Origin of the sequence: Gallaecimonas xiamenensis 3-C-1, from assembly GCF_000299915.1 — a bacterium.
Classification (GTDB): Bacteria; Pseudomonadota; Gammaproteobacteria; order Enterobacterales; family Gallaecimonadaceae; genus Gallaecimonas; species Gallaecimonas xiamenensis.
This window is the reverse complement of the sequence record NZ_AMRI01000024.1, coordinates 1-21018: the sequence shown is the minus strand read 5'-3', so window position 1 is coordinate 21018 and position 21018 is coordinate 1. Positions and strand designations below refer to the sequence as shown.

Annotated in this window: 24 protein-coding genes and 2 pseudogenes; 1 reads left to right on the top strand and 25 read right to left on the bottom strand. The window is 51.5% G+C overall.

The window, feature by feature from the left end:
- Positions 1 to 48: 48 nt before the first annotated feature.
- From B3C1_RS19485 to B3C1_RS15070, 21 genes and pseudogenes are all read right to left on the bottom strand, one after another.
- A complete protein-coding gene (locus tag B3C1_RS19485; protein ID WP_008485898.1) occupies positions 49 to 3765 on the bottom strand; it encodes a DUF4132 domain-containing protein in 3717 nt (1238 codons plus the stop codon).
- A gap of 188 nt (positions 3766 to 3953) precedes the next feature.
- The gene (locus B3C1_RS15145) at positions 3954 to 4352 is read right to left on the bottom strand and encodes a hypothetical protein (protein WP_008485897.1); all 399 of its coding nucleotides are present in this window, start codon (positions 4350 to 4352) and stop codon (positions 3954 to 3956) included.
- A pseudogene (locus B3C1_RS15140) lies at positions 4349 to 5263 on the bottom strand (ADP-ribosylglycohydrolase family protein). Before B3C1_RS15140 ends, B3C1_RS15145 begins: the two are co-directional and overlap by 4 nt.
- An 85-nt stretch (positions 5264 to 5348) precedes the next feature.
- Positions 5349 to 5897 (bottom strand): hypothetical protein, encoded by a 549-nt coding sequence (locus B3C1_RS15135; protein WP_008485894.1) that lies wholly within the window; start codon positions 5895 to 5897, stop codon positions 5349 to 5351.
- Between the two features lie 430 nt (positions 5898 to 6327).
- The gene (locus B3C1_RS15130) at positions 6328 to 6528 is read right to left on the bottom strand and encodes a 2-hydroxymuconate tautomerase (RefSeq protein WP_008485893.1); all 201 of its coding nucleotides are present in this window, start codon (positions 6526 to 6528) and stop codon (positions 6328 to 6330) included.
- 77 nt (positions 6529 to 6605) lie between these two features.
- Entirely contained in the window at positions 6606 to 7502 is an 897-nt protein-coding gene (locus tag B3C1_RS15125) for a toxin-antitoxin system YwqK family antitoxin (protein ID WP_008485892.1), read from the bottom strand.
- Between the two features lie 124 nt (positions 7503 to 7626).
- The gene (locus tag B3C1_RS15120) at positions 7627 to 8115 is read right to left on the bottom strand and encodes a DUF4240 domain-containing protein (protein WP_192813392.1); all 489 of its coding nucleotides are present in this window, start codon (positions 8113 to 8115) and stop codon (positions 7627 to 7629) included.
- 146 nt (positions 8116 to 8261) lie between these two features.
- Positions 8262 to 8708, bottom strand: a complete 447-nt coding sequence (locus B3C1_RS15115; protein ID WP_035482405.1) for a hypothetical protein — start codon at positions 8706 to 8708, stop codon at positions 8262 to 8264.
- A 40-nt stretch (positions 8709 to 8748) separates the two neighbouring features.
- On the bottom strand, positions 8749 to 9162 hold the full coding sequence (locus B3C1_RS15110; RefSeq protein WP_156804578.1) for a hypothetical protein: 414 nt from the start codon (positions 9160 to 9162) through the stop codon (positions 8749 to 8751).
- A 60-nt stretch (positions 9163 to 9222) separates the two neighbouring features.
- The gene (locus B3C1_RS19915) at positions 9223 to 9480 is read right to left on the bottom strand and encodes a hypothetical protein (RefSeq protein WP_083858368.1); all 258 of its coding nucleotides are present in this window, start codon (positions 9478 to 9480) and stop codon (positions 9223 to 9225) included.
- A 317-nt stretch (positions 9481 to 9797) separates the two neighbouring features.
- Positions 9798 to 10301 (bottom strand): hypothetical protein, encoded by a 504-nt coding sequence (locus B3C1_RS20295; protein ID WP_156804577.1) that lies wholly within the window; start codon positions 10299 to 10301, stop codon positions 9798 to 9800.
- A 411-nt stretch (positions 10302 to 10712) separates the two neighbouring features.
- The gene (locus B3C1_RS20765; protein ID WP_272944688.1) at positions 10713 to 10847 is read right to left on the bottom strand and encodes a hypothetical protein; all 135 of its coding nucleotides are present in this window, start codon (positions 10845 to 10847) and stop codon (positions 10713 to 10715) included.
- Positions 10837 to 11022: a hypothetical protein gene (locus tag B3C1_RS20290; protein ID WP_156804576.1), complete on the bottom strand. Its 186-nt coding sequence runs from the start codon at positions 11020 to 11022 to the stop codon at positions 10837 to 10839. The genes B3C1_RS20765 and B3C1_RS20290 overlap by 11 nt, the downstream gene beginning before the upstream one ends.
- Positions 11019 to 11561, bottom strand: a complete 543-nt coding sequence (locus tag B3C1_RS20285; RefSeq protein ID WP_156804575.1) for a hypothetical protein — start codon at positions 11559 to 11561, stop codon at positions 11019 to 11021. Before B3C1_RS20285 ends, B3C1_RS20290 begins: the two co-directional genes overlap by 4 nt.
- A gap of 107 nt (positions 11562 to 11668) precedes the next feature.
- Complete coding sequence (locus B3C1_RS15100; protein WP_008485886.1) at positions 11669 to 12127, bottom strand: hypothetical protein; 459 nt, start codon at positions 12125 to 12127, stop codon at positions 11669 to 11671.
- 58 nt (positions 12128 to 12185) lie between these two features.
- Positions 12186 to 12596 (bottom strand): PaaI family thioesterase, encoded by a 411-nt coding sequence (locus B3C1_RS15095; RefSeq protein ID WP_008485885.1) that lies wholly within the window; start codon positions 12594 to 12596, stop codon positions 12186 to 12188.
- Between the two features lie 758 nt (positions 12597 to 13354).
- Positions 13355 to 13639 (bottom strand): hypothetical protein, encoded by a 285-nt coding sequence (locus B3C1_RS20280; protein WP_156804574.1) that lies wholly within the window; start codon positions 13637 to 13639, stop codon positions 13355 to 13357.
- Positions 13640 to 13726: 87 nt separating this feature from the next.
- Positions 13727 to 14080 (bottom strand): annotated as a pseudogene (locus tag B3C1_RS15085) (GNAT family N-acetyltransferase); the annotation flags it as partial.
- A gap of 211 nt (positions 14081 to 14291) precedes the next feature.
- Positions 14292 to 14801 (bottom strand): hypothetical protein, encoded by a 510-nt coding sequence (locus B3C1_RS15080; RefSeq protein WP_008485882.1) that lies wholly within the window; start codon positions 14799 to 14801, stop codon positions 14292 to 14294.
- Positions 14802 to 16053: 1252 nt separating this feature from the next.
- Entirely contained in the window at positions 16054 to 16401 is a 348-nt protein-coding gene (locus tag B3C1_RS15075) for a hypothetical protein (protein WP_008485881.1), read from the bottom strand.
- 481 nt (positions 16402 to 16882) lie between these two features.
- Positions 16883 to 17131 (bottom strand): hypothetical protein, encoded by a 249-nt coding sequence (locus B3C1_RS15070; RefSeq protein ID WP_008485880.1) that lies wholly within the window; start codon positions 17129 to 17131, stop codon positions 16883 to 16885.
- A gap of 532 nt (positions 17132 to 17663) precedes the next feature.
- On the opposite strand from B3C1_RS15070, the gene rluF reads away from it, so the two are divergent.
- The gene (gene rluF / locus B3C1_RS15065) at positions 17664 to 18656 is read left to right on the top strand and encodes a 23S rRNA pseudouridine(2604) synthase RluF (RefSeq protein ID WP_008485879.1); all 993 of its coding nucleotides are present in this window, start codon (positions 17664 to 17666) and stop codon (positions 18654 to 18656) included.
- 9 nt (positions 18657 to 18665) lie between these two features.
- Here rluF and B3C1_RS15060 read toward each other — a convergent pair whose 3' ends face one another.
- The 4 genes from B3C1_RS15060 to B3C1_RS15050 all read right to left on the bottom strand — a co-directional run bounded on the left by B3C1_RS15060 (position 18666) and on the right by B3C1_RS15050 (position 20905).
- Positions 18666 to 19334: a 2'-5' RNA ligase family protein gene (locus B3C1_RS15060; RefSeq protein WP_008485877.1), complete on the bottom strand. Its 669-nt coding sequence runs from the start codon at positions 19332 to 19334 to the stop codon at positions 18666 to 18668.
- A 252-nt stretch (positions 19335 to 19586) separates the two neighbouring features.
- Positions 19587 to 19877: a YkgJ family cysteine cluster protein gene (locus B3C1_RS20875; protein WP_008485876.1), complete on the bottom strand. Its 291-nt coding sequence runs from the start codon at positions 19875 to 19877 to the stop codon at positions 19587 to 19589.
- A gap of 191 nt (positions 19878 to 20068) precedes the next feature.
- Positions 20069 to 20485, bottom strand: a complete 417-nt coding sequence (locus B3C1_RS15055) for a WapI family immunity protein (RefSeq protein ID WP_008485874.1) — start codon at positions 20483 to 20485, stop codon at positions 20069 to 20071.
- Between the two features lie 120 nt (positions 20486 to 20605).
- On the bottom strand, positions 20606 to 20905 hold the full coding sequence (locus tag B3C1_RS15050) for a hypothetical protein (RefSeq protein ID WP_008485873.1): 300 nt from the start codon (positions 20903 to 20905) through the stop codon (positions 20606 to 20608).
- Between the last annotated feature and the right edge of the window lie 113 nt (positions 20906 to 21018).

The window sequence follows — 21018 nt, the reverse complement described above, 5'->3', positions numbered from 1 at the left end:
TCCTTCCTTACAGCGGCCGCCCCAGGGGCGGCCATAGGTGAGCCTGGCTTACCAGGGCAGCTTTTTCTCCCATTGGGGGTCTTCAACGCACTTGTCGGCCACCTCTTGGTAGTCGACGGCCATGGCGTTGAGCAGGTTGGCCGGTACCTCGGCCAGGGGAAGTTGGGTGTAGGGGTAATAGGCGCGAGACTCCCTGTCCAACTGCATGGCCTTGATGCCGTAGATGGCGGCGGTTTCGTTTTCTTCCGGCACGCAGTTGCCGCTGAAAGCGAATTCCACCCGGATCCCCAGGCTGTCGAAGTCCTTGAAGTAATGGTCAAAGAAGCCGCCGTCCTGGGGTTGGCCCCGCTGGTAACCTTTTTTGGTCAGCAGGCCGCGCAGGGTAAAGCAGTCGGTCAGACGGCCGTGGCCGTGGTCCAGTGCCAGCTGCTGCGGGGTCAGTGTGATCTCGGCCTGTTGCAGCTGCTCGAACAGGGGTTTGACCTTGTAGTCCTTGAGGTGGCGGCGCCAGCCCTTGGCCGCGTCCTGATCCAGCAGGTTGGCGCTGAGCAGCCGCACCGGCGCCGTGGCCGGCAGCGTCAGTTCCTCGTCGTCCAGGTCGATAAAGGCGCCGTCTTCGGTAGGCCTGAAACTGTGCCATTGGCCGTCCAGCTGTACCTGCCAGAGGCTGCGTTGCAGCAGGCGGAACATCACCGGGTGCTGGTGCAGGTATTGGCGCCAGTCGCTGGCGGGCCACTGGCGGCCGGTGACCATGGCCTCGTACAGGCGGGCGCTTTGCTGTTCCACCACCTGCTTGATTTCCTTCTTGCAGGCGCTGAACCACTTCTTGACCTCGGCCACGGCGGCTTCGTCGTCATTCTGGCGCGGCTGGGGCAGGGCCTTGAGCACCTTGCCTTCTTCGTTTTGCAGGCACAGCTTGAGGTCGTCCCCCAGGCTCAGGGCCAGGGTGCGGCTGCCAAATTCGAAGGGGCTGGGGCCTGTGACCTTGTCCAGGCCGGCGGTCTGAATGGTGCGGTCGGCCAGCTCGTCCTGGGTCCAGTCGTTGCGCTCGGCGATAGCGGCCACCAGGTTGCGGGCCAGTTCCTGCACCGAATTGGTGCGATAACGCCGGGCTATGGCCAGCAGGAACTGGATCAGCACCGGATCGTCCGATCCCCCCAGGGCGCTGAGCATGGCCTCTATCTGGGCGCGGCGGGCAAAGTGCTGCTTCATAAAGGGGCGGATCAGCGCCAGCAGCCCCTGGGGCTCGCCCTGAGTACAGAGGGCCAGCAGGCCTTTTTCCTTGATGGCGGTGCCCAGCAGTTCGCTCTTTTTCTCGTTGAAGCAGTCCTGGTAGGCGTCTTCCAGGGTCTTGTTGGCGTATTGCTGGCCCCAATCGTATTTGGCCCAGCGCTGGTATTGGCTAAAACGGCTCTGCTTGTTCTGCTGGGCGTATTGGTCTGCTTCGGTGTCGCTGGGGCAGCGGCAATCCCAGGCGATAAAGGCCGACAGCACGAAGTGGCCCAGGCGCTGGCGGCTGTCCTGGTCCAGCAGCTGCAGGTAGCGGGTCAATACCAAGTTGCCTTGCGGCTGCTTGAGCTTGACCGCCAATACCGCCCACCAGTACAGCAGCTGCTGCGGCGCCGGGCTGCCGTCGGCAAAACGGCATTGGGGCAGGTGCTGATGGGGGAACCAGTCCATGGACTTGGGGGCGGCCTTTTTGAGGCCGGCTTCGGCCTCGGCCAGCACCGCCTGGGGAGACAGGAAGGCCTGAATATCGCCCCCGGCCTGTTCCAGGGCTTCGAGCATCAGGGCGCGGGTGGGGAAGTCCTTTTCCTTGGCCATGGCCTTGGCCAAGGCGCCTTGGGCCTCTGTTGCCCCCAGGCGCCCCAGCCAGCTGGCGGCCAGGCTGCGCACTTCTTTGCTGGTGTCGGCCAGGGCCGGTGTCACCAGGGTGATGTCCACCCCCAGCTTTTCGGCGCTGGCCTGGGCCAGCTGGCGCAGGGTGACCCGGGTGTCCAGGGCGTATTGGTAGAGTGTGTTTTGCCAATGGGGCGGCAGCTTGGGCAACTGGCCCAGCAGCAGCAGCGCCTGGCCCAGCACATCGTTGTCGTCATAACGGGTGTCCATGGCCAGCAGCTTGTCTTTCAGGGCGGCGTCCAGGTGCTGGGGGTGTTCCACCAGCAGCGGCCAGACCGGCAGCACCGTCAGGCACAGGGGCAGCTCGGCCTGGCCGCTGTAGCTTCGCTTGAACAGGCTGCTCAGCAAGGCGTCGGGGTAGAGATCTTCGGCCTGGGCCAGGGCCAGCAGCTGGCGCAGATCGGTCAGTTGCTGGCTGCACAGTTTGGCAAAGTCCGCCTCGTTCAGCAGCTGCTCCCAGAGGGGGCGCTCGGTGCCCACTTGGCGCAGGCGCAGGTAAAGCACCAGGGGAATGCCGGGCTCGCGCCACAGCTCGGTGCGCTTGAGGTGGGCGCTGACCGGGTCGCGGCGGCTGCCCAGGGTGCCTTGGGCCAGCTCGTCCAAGACTGCTGCCAGGTCGGCGTCGCTGATCGCCTGGAGTATGGCCAGGAAGGATTGGTCGCTTTCCAGGTTGCGCTGATGGTGACTGAGCCAGAAGTCCTCGTCGTGGTTCAGGTTGTCACCCTTGGCGCGCAGCCTCGCCAGCTTTTGCTCGCTGGCGGCGATGTCGCTAATGGCCTCGTCGATGCATTGCTGGCGTTTTTGTTGCAGCCGCTCCAGCCAGTGCGCCGGCACCGTGGTGTCGCTGTCCAGGGGCGCCAGAGGCGGCAATTGCCAGTCCATGGACTGGGCCTGGCGCTGCTGGTCCAGGTAGTCAAGGCGCTCGGCAATGCGCTGTTTAAGGGGCTTGCTGGATTCTGCTTGCTGCCAGCTGGCCAACAGGGCCTCGCCACCCGGGGTCTGTTCGGCGACGTCCAGCCAGCGGCCGCGCTGCTCGGCGCTTCCCTGGAGGTAGTTGGCCTCTAAAAAAGCCAGGCGCAGGGCGGCATCGCTGCCGGCGATCAGCACCAGGGCGGTCTTGCGCACTTCGCTGTTACCGTCGGCGGCCAGCTGCATCAGCAGCGCCAGGCCGGTGCTGGCTGGCTGATAATCCGCCTTGGCCAGCAGCTTGCAAAAGGTGGCCCTGGCCCGGGCATGGGTCTGTGCCAGCACCCCCTGGAACTGCGCCGTCTCGGCCAGGGCACCCCAGTCGGTGCTGTCCTGCCAGGCGTCCACCAGTTCGTTGGTGTAGTAGGCGCGGCTTTCCAGGATATAGGCATCCACCCAATGGGGTGGCAGGTCGTAGGCGGCAGCCAGTTGCACCATAAAGGCCCGGCTCGGCACGGCGGCCAGGGGCAGGGCTTCGCCCTCGTTGGGGTCAAGCAACTGGCCCAGCAGCAGGATCAGGTTGCCCAGCCAGCCGCTGATGGGGGTTTCGACGGTATAGAGGGCTTCGTTGCCGTGGCAGGCATGGCAGAGCAGGCCAAGGCGGTGCCAAATGGGTTGTTGGCTGGCAAATTCAGAGCTGAGAAAGGCCACCATGGCCTGGGTCACGGCGGCTTGCCGCTCATCGTTGCGGTCCCTTAACCAGCCCGGGCAGGGCAGCTTGTGCTGGTGCCGTAGATGACTGAGGGTGCCCAGGCAGTCGGCAGAGTCGCCCTTGAGAATGTATTGGCAGGCCGCCTTGGCCAGGCCTTGGCCAAAGTCGTCCAGGGGAAGACAGGCTTCCAGCAGTGCCTGTTCGGCTTGGGAAGAAGGTAACAGCTTGCTTTTGAGTGCCTCAAACATCGAGTACGTCCTTTTCGGCGGCAAAGGGGGCTTGCCGGGTTATCCATCACGCTTTGGTAAGCGAAGGGCTCCTATTGTATAGACGGGCAAAACGCGGCTCATCTAAAAGTGGTTATTAATTAATCGGTTGGACGGATTTTTAGAGAAGGCGGGAAAAGGCAGGGATCTTTGAAAGGCGTTTGTTGCTGTTATTTTAACAAGGTGGGGGGCTGGTTGATCTGTTCTGCAAAAACCAGCCGGGCGCGAGACCAACCTCCCAGCAGCAAGGGGTGGACTTCCAGGGTGACACTCATCGCCACCTTCTTCTTGGCTAAGGCCAAGGGCCCTTCGGGGTGCCACTTTGCATAGTCCCTGCTGGCGACGAAAAAGGGGCCCTGCCCTTCAAGGACAAGCTTTCTGCCCCCCATCAGGGATTCAAACCGCTGCCTGTTACTCCAGGACAAATCACTGATGCGGTAGGTGACAACCCCTTGGATAACCACCACAGCAGGCCGCTTAAGGAGCCTGTACTTAAAGAAGCAGAGCAGCCACCAGGCCAGTACGATGCCGGCCGCCACGGCCAACAACAGCAATGCCAGCTTGATCAAGCTGGCTGGCCTTGCCTGGCTTGGCCTGCTGCCAGGAGCCCCAAGGCCAGCTGCTTGATGTCGTCAGCCAGGGTGATGCGGCTGCGCCAATCGGCAGGGATCTGGCTGAAGCCGTAAAAGGCCCCGGCTATCTGGCCGCAAATGGCGGCCGTGGTGTCGGCGTCGTTGCCGATATTGGCGGCTAGCAAGACGGCGTCCTTGAAGTCCTTACCCTGGTTAAAGCACCAGAGGGCGGATTTGAGGCTGTCGATGACATAACCGCTGCCGTGCATCTGCTCGTAACTGTCGGCCAGGAAATCCCCCTGGGCTATAGCGGCAACTTCCTGGCAGTAATGGGATGAGTGCAGCCCGGAAAAAATCTCGGCCTTGCTGCTGGCTCTCATGGCGTTGAAAAGCAGTTGGGCAAAGAGCCGGCAGGCATCCACGCACTGCTGGGAGCCGTGGGTGGTGCGGGAGCTTTCACCGGCAAAGTGCAGGCATTGCTGCAGGTCCTGGCTGTAGAAGAGGGGGATGGGCGCCAGCCGCATGATGGACCCGTTACCGGAAGAATAGGGGTCGGTAGGGCCGCTGAAGGGGTCTTTGGTCTCCAGATAGCGGCGTAGCGCCGAGGACACTGTGATGCCGATATCGAAGCAGTGGCCGTTACTGCTCAGTTAGCCGTATTGGTACCAGTTACAGTAGCGGTTCATCTGGTCTGTGGCGTCAAAGCCGTTTTGGTACAGCAGGCTGTGGCCCAGGCATAAGGCCATGGAGGTGTCGTCTGTCCATTGGCCGGCTTGCAGTTGGAAGGGTCCGCCGCCCACCATGTCGGTGATGGGGGTAAAGCTGCCCCTGGTTTCGAACTCCAGGGTGGTGCCGACGGCGTCGCCAACGGCCAGGCCAACCAGGGCGCCTGCTGCTCTGTCTTCCATGTACATGCTTGATTTCCCTATAAAGCGGATGTCGCTCTGGGGGCATTCTACCGCCCAGGGCCTAAGGGGCAAGTGCGCCGCTGGGTCAGCAATCCGGCAAGGCGAAACGGTATTGGAGATCGATTTGGGGCTGGAAGGGCGCGGCCTTGGTAAAGAGCAGCTCTATGGCGGCGTCCCCTTCCGGGTCGCCGTTCAGGAAGCCGGCCAACACCTCCACCCGGTAGTGCCCCTTGGGCAGGGCGAAACTGGGTTTGTTGTCCTGTACAAAGGCCCGTCGCCCTGACCAGTCCATCAGCAAAGGCACTGTGAACAGGTGCACCCTGCCGCTGGTCACTTCAAGGAGATAGCCGCCTTTGTGGTGGATCACCTGGTTACCGGGGGCGGCCAGGGTGGCGGCGGCGCCGTGCTTGAACAGCAGATGGTAAGGCCGGTTGGTAATGCCGGGCAGTGCCAACATCACCCCCTGCTCGACTATCCGATCGCCCTGTTCCGAGCTGACCAAAGGGCTGAGTAAGTCGTCATCCAGGTCTTGGGCCTCCTTGAACCTGGCCATGTTGTCGAGGTCGGCGACAAAGAAGTAGTCGTAGAGGTCGTTCAGGACCTCGTCGTAGATAAGCGCGTTGGGGTATTCCATGGGGCTCTGCTGTCTAGTTGGGCCTGCTGGCCGTGATCCACTGGCTTAGGGCCGGGGGCTGAAGGATATGGCTTGGAAAGGCCAGTGGCCGATACCCCTGTGGCAGTTGCCCCAGGCTGCTGGTCAGCCACTTTTTAGCCGTTTTACGAAGGCTGACATCGAGCCGTCCCAATGACAGAGCCTGCAGCGGCCCTTAGCCATCTGGTGAGGGCAGTTGTCGTAGCCGTAGAGATGATGGGCACATTCAGGGCAGAGCCCGGCCATGAGCGAACTGTCAGCAAAGTACCGGCTTTGGCATTCGCTGCAAGACCGGATTTGTCGCTCTGTTGCCATTGCTGTCTCCCTACCAGGCGGGCGTTACTACCAGTAATGATGTCTATCGCCGAGGCGGTGGGTGTAGCGTCGAGTTCACTGGCAAGTGATTGGCTGCTCAGGGCTGCTGTTTTTTCCAGTCATCGGTCAGCTGCCCGGCATAACCCCAGTTTTCCTCGGCGATCTCCTGGATAACTATATGAGTGTGTTCAGGCTTTTTGCCGAGGACCCTGCTTAAAGACGCAGTGATATCTTGGACCAGCTGGGTTTTCTGCTCTCTGGTGGCACCGGCGGTGATTTGAACGTTGACATAAGGCATAACAGACCTCGAATGCTGACAGTGATAGGCGGCGCTCTCAATAGCCCCGCCAAGTTGGGCAATGTAGAAGAAAACCCTTACTGGGTTGGGGGCTGGCTGACCGGTTCACCTTTGTCGTACTCGGTACGGGCAATCACATGGCCGTCAGAACGGTACTCAACAACAGTGCCCTGGCGGAGGTTGTTCTGATAATGGGTATCCACCTCCAACTGACCAGTTTCATAAAAGGTTTGCCAGTTGCCGACTTTGGAACCGTCGGAATAATGCTCGATAACCTTAACGGCGCCGCTTTCATAATACTCAACCACCTTGCCGTGGAGCTTGCCTAGATGGAAGTTTGCCACTCCTTGAATATTGTCAGTACCTGGGAAATAGGTGTGCCATTCCCCTTCCTCTTCGCCATTGATGGTTTCACCTTCAAGCACTACCTTGCCGAAGTTGTACTTTTCCCATTTTCCATTCTCGACTCCGTCCTTGAAATGGATGCGGTAGCTTAATTCATCATTCTCCCAGTACTTTATATGCCAGCCGTTTTTCTTGCCGGCACTGTACTCTATCGTTTCAGACAAACTACCGTCTTCGAAGGCATAGATTTTCTCGGTGCCGTCTTTTTCACCATTCTTATAGGGAATGTCTTTATTCAGGTTGCCATTTTCTAGATAGACCTTAACAAAGCCATCTATTACGCCATCCTTGAAATCTGTAGTCGAAGAGAGGTTTCCAGCTTGGTCATAATCCCTCAGCAAGCCGTTCAGCTTACCTTCTTTAAGGATTGCCTTCTGACGTAAACGGCCCTCTTGGTCGTAATATCGAACAGGCCCGGAGTAGGGTGCCTTTTCCCCTTTGATATAAGCAATATTCTCTATTATTTCCAGGGTGTTGTAATCAACGTAATCTTCTTTCATGCTGAAAAATAAAACTAAAAAAGCTAAGGCCAATACCGGAACGACTAAATACACCTTGGAAAACTTCATCTTTTACTTCTTTCACCTTGGACAAAACAGCTTTGCCAATATACAGGCTAACTGCCGGGTTAGATAGGAGCCGGGCCATGCGGTACCCGGCTTCCTGCCGTGGCGATGGTCGGCGCCTTAGGGGTTACTCATAAAGGGCGGCTAGTTTGGGGAACAGCTCTTGGAGATCATCCTCGTCCCACTCTTCCCCAGCGGGCTCATTGGGGTAATCGATATCTGCTATGGGCAACTCTTCGCCGACAAGCTGCTCGTAAGCTTCACCAATGACGTACCTGAAATCCTCCAACTCGGCGTCTTCCAGCTCGGCCAAGGAACTGAGGCTGTCCGGGTGAGCCAGGGCCGACTCGAAGACCTCTTTGCCTTCAGAGATCAGAAAATCACGAAAGTAATCGAAACCGTCATCAGAGCAGCCGCCATTGATCAGGTAGGCGGCACCCCATAGATCCCAACGATAGGACTGCACCAATTTAAGCCGGTATTCCCTGTCGAACCGGCAAATCTCGTCTGGCGGCAGGGTCACCAGAATGTCCCTTAAGGCGTTTGGTCGGGCTTGCCAATCCGCTCCCGCCTTGTCTTTCGCCGTTGCAACGATATCCCAGAATGATTGACTCACGATAACTCCCTTCGTGCGTGGTATTGAGAACAAAGGCCAATCCGTTGCTCTAATAAAAGTAGCCGCCGGCGAAAGCCACCCGACTTAAACTAATCATATTTAGCCATAGGGTTTGACAACCCGTGAGGTTTACAGCCAGTAATGGCTTAAAAAAAGGCCATGGCAAGCCTTGCCACAACAATAACAAGTCCGACGGCAAGGCAGGCAAAATAGGATAAGAGAGCTGGTATAAATACCATCAATCCTTCGCTCTTGGGTAAGGAAATAAATGGCAGTAAGAAAATGGCATTAAGAAAAAAGAAGTGAATTAGATAATGATCAGTAAAGAATAGGCAGACAGTCGAAAAAACCGGCAGCACCAAAGGAATGGTTACTAATATACCAGTAAATAGGGTAGTGGTGAATGACGTAGTCTCATAAACACAGCGATAGAGCAGCTTTATTTTGCGTCCTGAGTCGCAGTACTCCGCTTTTCTAAAAAGATATTCGTTTATTTTATCGAAGTGTTTAAATGACAGCGCCAATAGAAAAAGTAACCCATAAACCAGATAGGCATAAGTGGGATTAAAAACTGTTATCATCCATGGCATCATCAAGAGTAGTCGCTGAAACTATCAAGCGCTCCAGTGTTCATTAGCAATCGTAGCCGCAATCTTGCACAACAATAGGCATGCCTATGAAGGATTCCAGCTGCTTTTGATTGTCAATAAACCATTTAAGGCCTGAATCCGTAAAGCGATCCATATCCAGTATCCTAAAAGTCTCACCGGTTTTGACCAACCTGGCCTCAAGTGTTATCCAACCCTGGCCCTTGGCACGCCTCATGAAGTAAAGCTGCGCAGATTGGATGGCATCAAAGGCAAAACCCAACTCTTGCTGTTTAAGATAGAGCTGCACACCTGTGTCGCTTAGCAGCGCAACCAAGTGTCCGGGCAGGGCAGCACGAAGGTTGGCCTTTTCTTCTTCACAAAGGCACAGCAACCAGGGTTGCTGCTCGCCGAAGGTCAGCCTGTCGGCTGTTGGCAAAGGGATTCTCTTGAGTTCCATAGGCTATTTATCACAGATGCAGATAACAGACAGAGGCCGGTACACTAATGCCAGGAGACATCAGCGGTGCAGCGTCTTAAGGTAATAGAGAATGTCATGCAGAACACCCGTGCCCATTTTTTGAGCAACCAGAGAGTTCATTTCTCCCGCTAAGAACTCCTGCCATGAGGTGCTGATTGCGCCGGATGCGTGTGCAAATCGCCCAGACGTGCAGCAAACACTTTGGTCGGAGGCAATGTAAACCCCATACAGCTCGCCATCGGGAATGTCATTGCGCCATTCTTTGAGCTTTATCGGTGGAGTATATTTGTTTGTCATATTAACAAGCCTAGCACTTACCCTTATTTTGACTCTCAGTGGCCATATAAAATTCCACATGGTAGAAGATTAACCATCTTGGCCAGAATTAAATAGTGCAACAGATACCATTACCGGTACATCAGAGCCATAAATATCAGTATCATCACAAAGCGCTTGTTGCACTTCAGAAAATGAAATAAAAGATGGGTATCCGTTATTTGTTCCCTTGCTATAATGTCCAAGCAATGTATTAAGGGAATCAATTTCACCATTTCACCATTTCACCATTTCACCATTTAACGATATGAATCTAACTAAGGAGCTATTACCTGCACCTATTGGTTAGATTTTTCGCTGTACTTGCAAATATGGAAATCGTACTCGTCTTCAAAAATACCAATAATATCACCAGCTATTGGATCTGCCAGTAAACATTCAAACCCCATACGTAAATTTGCATTTTCAATCTCATAGGCGACCAGCTTCTGGATTGTAGTCGTGTCTACTTTCAACCAACAATCACCATACTTTTCGTCGCTAACATAAAATAGCGACCATTTTCTCGATTCACCCACCGCATGTGATAAGAACGCTTTACATAATTCGGTATTGCTAGCTTCAGCTAAACTTAGTTTAGCTAACTCATGCCCCATATATTTTCTTGGACATAAGTATTTTGCTGGGGTTCTTTCAACAGATATTTCATCAAGATCTGAGGCAAATCTTAGTTCTATGTCTAGTTCATCTTTTAATCTTGCCAAAAAATCTACTTGGCGCGCTAAACGTCTTTTTTCCTTAAGTTCGCCAAATTTCTTTTGTAGTTTATCACTTTGCTTCATCAGAGCCTCTGCAAGCTGTTCTGCGGAGGGCCGGAGGCCCGTAGTAAACTAGCCTGGCTAGCAATGAATCTTGGTATTCCATTGCTCTTACTAATAGGTTTTCAATCTTATTGATTGAATCAGCGGATTTTTACTCCACTGAGTTTATCTAAAATTCCAGTATTTCTTGAATAACCACAAATCCGATACTGATTCATCTTCATAATCATCGATCAAAGAGTCTGAAATGATGCTTGATTATTTAAACAGGCCAGCAGTCCAAAGCTTATAAGATTACTTATTAGACAAAGCCAGCTCTTCCGCCAGATCTAAAGAACACTGCCCTAAATCCAGCAACTTTGCAGCCTCGCTGCCTCAGAGTGCTTTGGAATTGTGACCGTTTTTATGTCTATTTATAACCAGCTGTACTTGTTAGCTTCCACTTTGCTGCTTAAGCGCTTTGAAAGCATTTTCTATTCTTTGTGCTTTTTGTTTAATCTCTTCCTTTTTTCTTCGAAGCTCAATTTTAATCTGTTCTTTATTCACATCTTTACTTTCATTCATCATTTTTTTTCCTATCTCTAACTAAATCAAGTTCACTCGGGTTTGTTAGCTTCCCACTTACTTCATCATCAGGTTCGTCTTCCGCTCGTTTACGTGCTTCTGTAGTTTCTTCACGTCTTCTTTTTATCCGACGCTGAATTTCATCCATCCCTTCTTTTGTATTTGGATCAGGAATCATAAAATTCTCCTTTGTCCAACTCGTTTACCATGATAATACTCGCGAGAGCCAAAACCCTCTGAGCAATATAAACCTTCTAAAGCTGGCAGTGGATCAATTACCCACAACTCTTTTGCACCAACAATATCAGCAAACACTGCTGCTGTGTAAGAGATTATTGGCAATGCTCTCAAGCCTAATGGTGTTGGCCTTAGAGGAGTTGATTCAATTAGATTTAATCTCAAGTTTTGACCATGCTTTGATAATTGACCTAAGCATATTCCCCCAAGGATTCCTCCTCTTCGGACCGTGATTTCAAACCTATTTGGCCTTGTCAAATAATGTGGATATTCTTTAGACCACTGCCAGCTCGATCTTTGAGGTCTTCCTTGTTCCCTCGAACTTTCCTTCCACCTATCTGCTTCCAGAGCATCCAAATAGGAGACGCCTGAAACTTGAACTTCTGGAAAATCCTCCATTGTTATTTCGTAAGCAATTTCTCTTAGTTTCTTGAATTTACTTTCAGCTTGCGCATGATCTTTACGCATTAGATAAGTCATAAATACCTCCTTGTATAAAATGGGATTCAAAACCTAACGCGACCAACATGGGCCTCGCGATAGCGAGGTCCGGTCCGTAATTTTTGTGGGTGGCGTACCTGGTCTTTTTAGGGGTTTTCCCATTCACTTTGTATGTCAGCTGCTAATTTATCAAAATTCCCGATATTTAAATCTGCTAACAAAAACTTTACTGCAGAAATTGTTTCTTCAAGATTTTCATGTTCGTCGTATTCATGCTCTATTAGAGTGTCGATAACAGATTTAATCAACTCGTCCCATGTATATCGGCTTGATACATCACCATCCTCTATATCAAAGATAATATAATCTTTTCTCTCGATGTCATATGCATACTGCATATAACCGCCAGCATCTTCCCACAGAGGTAATATATCGCCCAGGTTATATGCTGCCTGCTCTTCATCACTAAGGTAATAAAGAGTTGGACAACCAAAGTAAATGCTTATAGGAGAGTCAAGCCGCCCATCTATTACATCAATGAAAAATTTAGAGAACCCAATTTCCTGAATTAATTCTTTTGCTTTTTCACGAGGAAGATAATTCATTGTCTCACTTACTCATAATTCCCATAGCGATGTGGGTCTGGTGGCTGCAATGGTTAGATTATGGTGCTTGAATCTTGCTTATGGTTCCAAGGGCAACAGCTACTAATTTTTCCTTGTCGTTTTCCAAAACGAATACTTTACACTCACAAGTAGATTGACGGTTACCTGCGTGCAATACTTTTGCCTTTGCGATCAAACGCTCTCCAATTGAAGGACGGACGTAATTTATTTTGTACTCTGATGTCACACAAGCACCTAGCACAGACGCGCCGGCAAAGGTTATACAGTTATCAGCCATGTAGCTCACCACACCACCATGAGCGAAACCGTTATTTTGCTTTAGATCTTCTTTAATTTCTAAAATCAGTTCAGCATAACCCTTCTCGAACTTTACAAGCTCGGTGCCCAATAATCGACTAAAGGATTGCTGGGCCAATATCTCCTTTCCAACTTCTAATGTGATTTCCAATTGCAAACTCCATCACTTGAATATTGAAAGTCTAACGCTTAGGTTAAGGAGCGACCGCAGTATGCAGGCGCCAGAGTGAGCGAAGTGAGCGGCCTTGAACCATTAAGCCATATGGTTCACGCACGAATAGCTGCCGACATGCCGCACAGCTAAACCCGGTAAAACCCAGGCGCACTACCGCCACTTTCCCGGCTTCCAGGCCGCTATCAGCTCGGGCCAAGAAAACAAAAGTGCCTAACCTTAGGCCACAACCAAGACGCGACCAGCCCGAACCGAACGGAGCACCAGGACAACCCCTGCAGCTACCAAGCCGGTGCCGGCATATCCGCCAAAGACACAAAGGCCAACCTTTGCGGACAGGCAGAATGCCCACGAACCGGCTACTGCTGCCGGCAGATACAACAGGCAGGCAAGTGCCACCGAAACCGCAGTGAAGCGCAGCGCGCCCAGCACTGTGAGTCGGAACGCCAGCTGATAGAAGCGCCACAACGTAACGACTAAGCCCGACCAGATTGCAATGAGGCCAGCTATGTACGCGAACTCAAATAAACTATTCATGTGACCAGTTATGTGCTGAACTCACAACCTACATTCCATTTGCACAGATTCCAAAATAACGCCGTTTTGTGTCTTATAGTTACTTCTACCTATTTCTTTAAAACCATTTCTAAGGTAAAAACTTACAGCGTTCAGAGAAGAATCTAGTTGAAGAAATTCAATGTTTTCGCTCTTTGCTACATCAAAAATAAATTATATCATTATTTTACCGAGCCCTTGCCCGACGTATTCAGGTGTAAAAAAAGAGAAACGAGTAATTGCTTCTCTAAATTGATAGAGCCAAAGCATACAACAGTTTCATCCATAACAAGTACATAGTGGCGGTTACCTTCACTCGCACCTTTTATAAAACGTTCTGGCCAACACTTACCTGCCCAAGCCTCAACAACTTCACTGCTGTAGCTAGCAATACATAGCTTTTTCGCGGATGCGCGGAATACAGAATCCATATCATTATAATCTTTCGGATTTGCCTCTCTAATCATCTTGATATTTCATCCTTACTCCACATAACGCCGTGCTCAGTTGTTGGAGGTGAGGCCCAACGGCATTTTGATGGTGATTGTTAGAGCTCACAGCTTGATGACTGCCAACATATCTTCACCATCTTCATCTAAACCCACTTCCTGAAAGCCAAAACTTGAATAAAAATCTTTGGCCACTGGGTTTTCAGGGTTATAGCAAATTTCTATTTCTTTTACTTTGTCACTGGCTTTGATTTCATTGAGAGCCAAATTTAGCGCGGCTCTACCAATACCAGATTTTTGAAAGCGTTGATCCACCATAAAGAGCCAAATAGAAACTTTTTCAGACGTTTCAGATACCCACATGAAAAAACCGACAGGTTTGTCGTTATGATAGATCGCTCTGCAGGTATGTTCTTGGCAGTAATGTGACTCAACCAAAGACCACATATTGCTTGCAACATATTCCTGCTGCTCATCCGTGACATCTAAGTCACATACGGCTTAATAATTTGAACTTGTAACGTCTTCTAGTGTGATATTCATGAATTTCCTTAGCTCTAACGCCTTACTCAGCGGCGTTTTGGTTGTAGTGGAGTTTTGGTGTAAAGTGGCGTAGCCACGCCAAAACGGAGCGTAGACCAAAACGTCAGCTGGAGTAATTTGTTAGGCGCTACTGACATAGTTGGTCAACCATCTTTTCAAAGTCAGGATATTTTAATTTAGCTTTTTCTATAATTTTAACAGAGGTGCTCTCACTAGAAGGCACGTATTTCTTTGCAAACTTCAAAAACTCTTCGTTTTTTGGACGCTCTAGACCAGGATAGGCTACCGCCTCATATGGCCCTATCCCGTTGGCAAATAGCCATACATATTCTGCAAAGTTTACGGAAACTACGCCAACCTCACCTTCGGAACCGAAAAACACAATAGGCTGTTCTAAAATGTCATTTGATTCATTCACTAACCAAAACGCAGCGTAGCCGCCTGTTCCATCTTGGCCAAATATCAAGTACTCGCTTCCGTCAAGAGAATCATTCCCGGTCCAAGCTTTAATCCAATCTGAAGTTTCTTCTTTTGAGTAAAATTCGGTGTACGGCTCGAAATCTATTCCGTCACCATCGGCGTAATCAACTTCGATATCATGAAATATCTTTAAAATATCAGGAAATTTTCTTTCCATGTTTATCTTCCGATTCTTGCTATTAATCGCCCAACAATAGTTATGAAGACGGCTCGTTTTCTCTCATTAGACCACTTAGCCTTGGTTGCATAAACGACGGATTTATAATCCTATTACGCAAACTGCTAGAAAGGCTCTGCATAAACGCGCGCCGGCACCTTTTACTGAGCGGACCGGCTCTTTATCTTGAGGTCGGGCCACTTATAAATATCAATGCATTTAGTCACTTGACTGACAGCTGTTGGGATAAATGCGCCTGCTCTCTGTAATAAAGGCGCCAAATGGTCACGGCACGCCTGGATATACTGTATCCCAAACACTTACTCGCAATCGCCAGCTTAGATTCATCTTGATGGCCTCTCGACAATGCTTTTGGTTGGCTGGCCCCGCTGACGTTGTGCGAAAAAATTGCCAGGAGTGATTTTGAATATCGGCCCTTGCGACGATAACCCACTAGGGTGAGGGCCAAGGTGTGGCCGAGTAAACAAAAGTTGGGTGCCGCCGGTGCGCGAACCGGCATATGAGGGCGCAGTAGGGGAAAGCAGGTCGTTAAAAAATCTATTAATTATCAGAGTAATAGCAATGGCGCATAGAAGAATGAAAGCCACGCTACCGCCCTTAGGACTTACACCTACGTTGCCAAGTCAGCACAGCCCACTCCTTGTCAGCTGGCCACCAAAGTACAGGCTAACTCGTTGTGAATAAAGCAAAGAATGGCCCCTATGGCTGGACTCTTTAGGTGGGTAAAAGCTAATAAAGCCGGTGGGTTGGGATCGGTACTGCCCTAGGGCTGAGTTCCGGGTCACGCCTGCTGCTGGTGTCACATCCTCTGGGTGTTAGCTAAGACTGGCCTGAAATTTTGCTGCCAGCAAGACAACATGAAGGGACAGATGCTCAGCACCTTTGGCACTGCAGTGAGGTTTGTGGCTCCAATACGGTCGAAAATCGGCAATGCTAAGCCAGGCAAAACGAAGTGGCGTAACTGGCGCCAATACTGGCACACCTGAGCCACAGATATCGGCGTCATAAATAATGTCTTTGATACCTCAGTGAATTAAATGATGAAATAGAGGATAGAGGCCCTTTATTTTCTGGTGAAAATCCGCCACTAGCTCAAGGAATTGTGCATCCTCAGGGACGACTTGGTCGGCTAGTTGTTTTTGACGCTTACCCATTCTAATTTAGTCCCATTATTACTTCCTTGTAGTATCGGGTTAAACGCCTGGGAATAAATGAATATGGTTGATTTTTATCAGCTCCACTTTATATCCCGTGCCTTCACGTAGTGATAAAGCGAAAGGGCGGTGCCGATGGGGAAATTAAGCAGAGATAAACCGGCGTAGACATGTAAGGCGGTTAAGGCATTTTCACTGCGCTGATAAAAACCATAGATAAAGTACAGTTCGGAAATCGGCAGCATGGTTATTACCAAAATCAGCACGGTAGCTTCTGGCCGGCCCGAGACAAAGCCCAGGAAAACCAAATAACCAAAACAGATGATTAAAAAGAGATCAAATGCACCACGGATAAACCAAACCAGTTTCAGGCATTCGTGGGCGTCGATTGACTCATAGGATTCTTCAAAGGCAGGGTTAGACATTTTCCAATTCCGTTGGATAGGCTAATAAAAGGCCAAGCTCCCTTATCTGGATTAGGGTAAGCAAGGCCAGGCCAGCAGCCATGGTAAGGGTGCCGGCACCGCTAAAGTGACTGCTGAGGCTTTGACTTCTCGGCTCTTAAAATACCGATTAAGTGGCTGCTAATAAAGTGATGAACAGGAAACATAGGTCTGTATTTCGTAACAAAGTGTCAGGAGCCAGGCTTATTCCAGCAGCTGGCTGCCATCGCTATAGCGCTCCTATGCTACGGGTGTATAACTGTTGGCCAGGCTAAGGCGCAGCAGGGCGCCGAAGATGTTCTCGCCGTTTTCGCTATTGCTGAGCAGCATGACTCCCATCTTCTGTTAGGGGAGAGCGATGAGGTAGTGCACGCAGCCGTCACCTTGCCCTTCTTTAAAAGCGCCCCAGCCGAAAGTTTTTTTATCAGCCCCAGCCAAGGCCATAGCTGAGTTCGATGTGGTCCTAGGCGTCGGTCACCTCACCGATACCCGGGCCGAACTGGGTGGGGGCGTGAATACGAATTTGTGGACTGAACATGGCGTTGTATGAAGGCGGGGTCAGGCCGGCTCTTTGCAGCACGACGCTGGCAAAGCGGGTCAGCTCATGGGGGCCAGGGAACTGGCACTGCGCGGGGCATTGTCTTTGCCCTCGGGGGTAGGGGCGGCCCTCGTTGTTGAAACCGGTGGCGTAAAGAAGAACACGGGCACCCATCTAACAGTGGCGAAGTTGCCATCAGAAAACCCGCCTTGAAAGACCCTCATTTCGCCATACCCCTTTGACCCAAATCTGTCCTCGCGCTGAACTGGCGTCGGTGTACGACACGCCCTACTACCACTGCCTTTGTCGTGGTGCGCGCCGCGCTTTTTCTGCGCTAAAGGCCACCTGGCCGGGCAGGGCTTTAGTCACCGCTAGCTCTGGGGGGGATAGGCTGGCTAAGAGTGTTCACCAGCAGGCTTTGTGCCTATGGGGTGATGTCCAATCATTACCGCCTGGTAGTGCATGCCGATGGCAAAGCCGCAGAAGCGTCAGGCGATGCGGCCGTTGTGGGTCGCTGGGAGCAGCATCAAGAGAGTCTCTTGCGGTGATTCAAAGCGTGGGCGCCCTTTACCTTTTCTCTGAACCCGCCATCCGCTGTACTGCGTTTTTGTGTTCGTCTTCCTCTATACTTGCCCCCACCTTTTTTGGTCGTGCCCCGTTGTGAACCTTGTGGGTCTACACCACCAACGATGAAGATGACTGCCCCATGATAACTTCAGCCACCATTCGCCTGAATAAGTACATCAGTGAAAGCGGCATATGCTCGCGAAGAGATGCCGACCGGTACATCGAGCAAGGCAATGTCTTTATCAATGGCAAGCGCGCCTCAGTGGGCGACCAGGTGGCACCGGGGGATAAGGTTAAGGTCAATGGCCAGCTTATCGAGCCGCGCGAAGCCGACGACTTCGTGCTTATTGCCCTGAACAAGCCGGTGGGGGTGGTTAGCACCACCGACAGCGCCGAGCGCAACAACATCGTTGATTATGTTAGCCACGGCACCCGCATCTTCCCTATCGGCCGCCTCGACAAAGACTCCCAGGGCCTTATTTTCCTTACCAGTAACGGCGACTTGGTCAACAAGGTGCTGCGGGCCGGCAATAACCACGAAAAAGAGTATCTGGTTACCGTCAACAAACCCATTACCCAGGGCTTTATTGACGGCATGGCGGGCGGTGTGCCGATCCTTGGCACCATGACCAAAAAGTGCAAGGTCAGCCAGGAGTCCAATAACGTTTTTCGCATCACCCTGGTGCAAGGCCTGAACCGGCAAATACGGCGCATGGCCGAGCATTTTGGCTATGAGGTGATAAAGCTTGAGCGCACCCGCATCATGCACATCACCCTCAAGGGGCTCGGCATTGGCGAGTGGCGCGACTTTACCGAGAAAGAAATCAAAGAGCTGGCCGAAGCCATTGCCGGCTCTTCTTCTGAGTCAAGCAAAGGCGGCTCGGCCAAGCGCAGCCCCAAAAAAGCCGGCAGCAGCCAGAGCCGTGCGGCCGCAGGTAAAAGCAAAGCCGGCAGTAACCGCAACAAAGCCCAGGTGCTGGGCGGTGGCGGCAAAGCTCCAGCCAAACCGGCCCGCGACGGCGCCAGTAAAGGGCCTGCCAAAGCGGGGCCTGGCCGCAAAAAAGGCCCGGCGCCAAAAGGCGGCCGCCCGGCCATTAGCCTGGGTGGTAGAAGTAAAAAAGGGGGCCGCTAGGCCCCCTTTTTACTGTTTGAAAAAATACTCGCCCAGTATCTCTTTTTGTTGCCCCCACTGGTCTGTTATCCCAATACCAATGCCCACTATCTGCCCCTCTGCCTGTGGTGGCTTGGCGGCCAAGGCTTTGGCGACTTCGGCTAGCGCTGGGCTGGTCTCTGAGGCCAGCAGGGTCAGGTGCGGCTCAAAGTCTTGAAAGACGTTGGGGCTGCCGTAACGCTCAAAGGCGGCCAGCTTGGTGGGGTAAGCCTTCACCCAGCCGGGCAGCGGCGGGTTGGGCGCGCGCAGCGGCGACAGCGCCATGGTTACTTCATCGGCCAGCCGCTGTAGGGCAGGGCTTGGGGTAACGTCTAAAAAGGCCCAGTTGCCCTTGGTAACGCTAAAACCCTTGGCCTCAACCGCAAACCCTTCCTTGCCCGCCACCAGCTTTGCAATTGCTGCCTTGATGGCCGCCTTGCTGCCCTCTGGGAAGCGGGTCAGGTACAAGGTGACATGCACCGGCTTACCCTGGGCATAAAAGCTCTCCAGGCCCTGGGCCTTGAGGGTATCGCTGGTGGCTTTTACCTCATCGATGATGGGTTTGGACGGAATGGCGAACACGTCGATGCCGATGTCCTCGGCAAAAGCCTGAAAACCAACACAAAGGGCAGCCACTGCCAGCAGGGATCGTTTCAACATAAGGTGTTGATGCCGTTAAGGGAATGTAGGGTCATTATGGCCAAGGGAAGGGGGAGGGGAAAGAGGCTTGCCGGTGCTGTCAGCCCAGAGGTTTATTTTAAAGTGCGCAATAGCGGCAGCCTTGGGTGCGATGCTGCAAGTCGGCAGCAATGATGAAGGGTTAGTTATTGAGGCGTGTCCAATAAAGGTGGTGAGGCCCAAATACAGCTTGAGCTTTGTTATGGCTAACGACCAAAAAATCAACTAGCTGTATTATAAGAACTTAATCCGCTCATCTATGCATTCATTTGACCCCATTTCGAATTCGCGACATATCCAAGGACGATTTTCATAAATGGTACACAGTAAAGTGTCTCTATCTAAAGCAGCACACCAACCATCGTTTAATCGCTTCATTGTTTCTCCCCCATGCTGATCACGTGTGATAAATGCTTCTGGCACACCAGTGTCTGAAATAAGCATCACTTCCAGACGGCAGCAGCATGCTTTGCAGTTTGAGCAGGAAACATTTGATGAGGAAGGGTTTTTAGTCGGTATAATCATGAACAACCACAAGTCTGTTAATGATGCATGATACCGTAAATTCAATGTGAAAAGTCTTTATTTTTGGAAATGTTGCTATTGTGAGCCATAACGCCTCGACCAGGGGCGTATAAATACTTGGCTATAATCGTGGATAATGAGCGCCAGCGAAGCTTTAAACGTCCCATCTATGAGAGCCTTGTTAGCTTTAATTAGTTGGTGAGTGCCTTGAAGCATGATATTAGCTGCCTAATTGTTTCGGGCTGAGTTTCAAAGCCACCCTTTAAATAAATGGGCCAATACTTAGGACCGCTATACTGATACCGGTGTAATTGAACCTCTATTTCCATATGGCCCAAGGAATCGGAAGAGCGAATTTCTAAAGTAAATTCTTTCGGGTTCATGCTTGATATTTTTGCACAGCCGTTTCTTTTTTCATCAAGTATTTCTAATTCCTTGATGAACCTTTCCATTTCTGGTAACTCAAGCCAAATTCCATCGTAGGAGCCAGTAAATCCCTGGAGAGCTAAAGCAACACTGACGTTAACATCGCCCGTACAAGGAACGCCCTCCGGATTTCTCTCTAGCTCTTCTATCTCTACGTATTCTTCTCTAGTTCCAATCTTCATACGATGGTGCGTCTTGTGCAGCTAACGCCCGTCTATGGCGACGGAGTGCAGTTGGTCCTTTTGTGGTATTTTTTACCACAAAAAGGACCAACGGAACGGAGTTCGCGCATGAGGCGTTTGTTATGTATTGTCATTCTTTACGCTGTCTAGCAACCAAAATACTTTGTTTGCAATTTCCGCTAACTGGGCATTTAGTATATTGACTTCATTCTCCGCTTCAACCTCATAGTCAGTGATTAAAAGGTCTTCTACCTCGCAGGTTGGTGCATATTTCAGCCACATTTTTTCGACAAAACTAAGATCGTCGTTCTCTAATCGATTTACGGCGTCTCGGGCTTCACTCTCCCATTCTGAGATACCACGGACTCTGAAATGATCAGCCGCTTCGAGTAGAGCTATTTTAAGTTTCTGTTCGATCATGGCTCGATTACATAACGCCGCAATAAACGGCAGCTACGCAGTAGCTGTCCGACGGAGGCACGAAGTGCCGCAGTGAGTTTGATTGCCTTGTATGGTTGATTCTGCTCGATTTT

What these genes read in the sequence shown, in the direction of transcription:
- B3C1_RS19485 (WP_008485898.1), bottom strand. Translation starts at nt 3,765, where the DNA reads ATGTTTGAGGCACTCAAAAGCAAGCTGTTACCTTCTTCCCAAGCCGAA.
- B3C1_RS15135 (WP_008485894.1), bottom strand. Translation starts at nt 5,897, where the DNA reads ATGGAATACCCCAACGCGCTTATCTACGACGAGGTCCTGAACGACCTC.
- B3C1_RS15130 (WP_008485893.1), bottom strand. Translation starts at nt 6,528, where the DNA reads ATGCCTTATGTCAACGTTCAAATCACCGCCGGTGCCACCAGAGAGCAG.
- B3C1_RS15125 (WP_008485892.1), bottom strand. Translation starts at nt 7,502, where the DNA reads ATGAAGTTTTCCAAGGTGTATTTAGTCGTTCCGGTATTGGCCTTAGCT.
- B3C1_RS15115 (WP_035482405.1), bottom strand. Translation starts at nt 8,708, where the DNA reads ATGATGCCATGGATGATAACAGTTTTTAATCCCACTTATGCCTATCTG.
- B3C1_RS15110 (WP_156804578.1), bottom strand. Translation starts at nt 9,162, where the DNA reads ATGGAACTCAAGAGAATCCCTTTGCCAACAGCCGACAGGCTGACCTTC.
- B3C1_RS19915 (WP_083858368.1), bottom strand. Translation starts at nt 9,480, where the DNA reads ATGACAAACAAATATACTCCACCGATAAAGCTCAAAGAATGGCGCAAT.
- B3C1_RS20295 (WP_156804577.1), bottom strand. Translation starts at nt 10,301, where the DNA reads ATGAAGCAAAGTGATAAACTACAAAAGAAATTTGGCGAACTTAAGGAA.
- B3C1_RS20765 (WP_272944688.1), bottom strand. Translation starts at nt 10,847, where the DNA reads ATGATGAATGAAAGTAAAGATGTGAATAAAGAACAGATTAAAATTGAG.
- B3C1_RS20290 (WP_156804576.1), bottom strand. Translation starts at nt 11,022, where the DNA reads ATGATTCCTGATCCAAATACAAAAGAAGGGATGGATGAAATTCAGCGT.
- B3C1_RS20285 (WP_156804575.1), bottom strand. Translation starts at nt 11,561, where the DNA reads ATGACTTATCTAATGCGTAAAGATCATGCGCAAGCTGAAAGTAAATTC.
- B3C1_RS15100 (WP_008485886.1), bottom strand. Translation starts at nt 12,127, where the DNA reads ATGAATTATCTTCCTCGTGAAAAAGCAAAAGAATTAATTCAGGAAATT.
- B3C1_RS20280 (WP_156804574.1), bottom strand. Translation starts at nt 13,639, where the DNA reads ATGATTAGAGAGGCAAATCCGAAAGATTATAATGATATGGATTCTGTA.
- B3C1_RS15080 (WP_008485882.1), bottom strand. Translation starts at nt 14,801, where the DNA reads ATGGAAAGAAAATTTCCTGATATTTTAAAGATATTTCATGATATCGAA.
- B3C1_RS15075 (WP_008485881.1), bottom strand. Translation starts at nt 16,401, where the DNA reads ATGTCTAACCCTGCCTTTGAAGAATCCTATGAGTCAATCGACGCCCAC.
- B3C1_RS15070 (WP_008485880.1), bottom strand. Translation starts at nt 17,131, where the DNA reads ATGGGTGCCCGTGTTCTTCTTTACGCCACCGGTTTCAACAACGAGGGC.
- rluF (WP_008485879.1), top strand. Translation starts at nt 17,664, where the DNA reads ATGATAACTTCAGCCACCATTCGCCTGAATAAGTACATCAGTGAAAGC.
- B3C1_RS15060 (WP_008485877.1), bottom strand. Translation starts at nt 19,334, where the DNA reads ATGTTGAAACGATCCCTGCTGGCAGTGGCTGCCCTTTGTGTTGGTTTT.
- B3C1_RS20875 (WP_008485876.1), bottom strand. Translation starts at nt 19,877, where the DNA reads ATGATTATACCGACTAAAAACCCTTCCTCATCAAATGTTTCCTGCTCA.
- B3C1_RS15055 (WP_008485874.1), bottom strand. Translation starts at nt 20,485, where the DNA reads ATGAAGATTGGAACTAGAGAAGAATACGTAGAGATAGAAGAGCTAGAG.
- B3C1_RS15050 (WP_008485873.1), bottom strand. Translation starts at nt 20,905, where the DNA reads ATGATCGAACAGAAACTTAAAATAGCTCTACTCGAAGCGGCTGATCAT.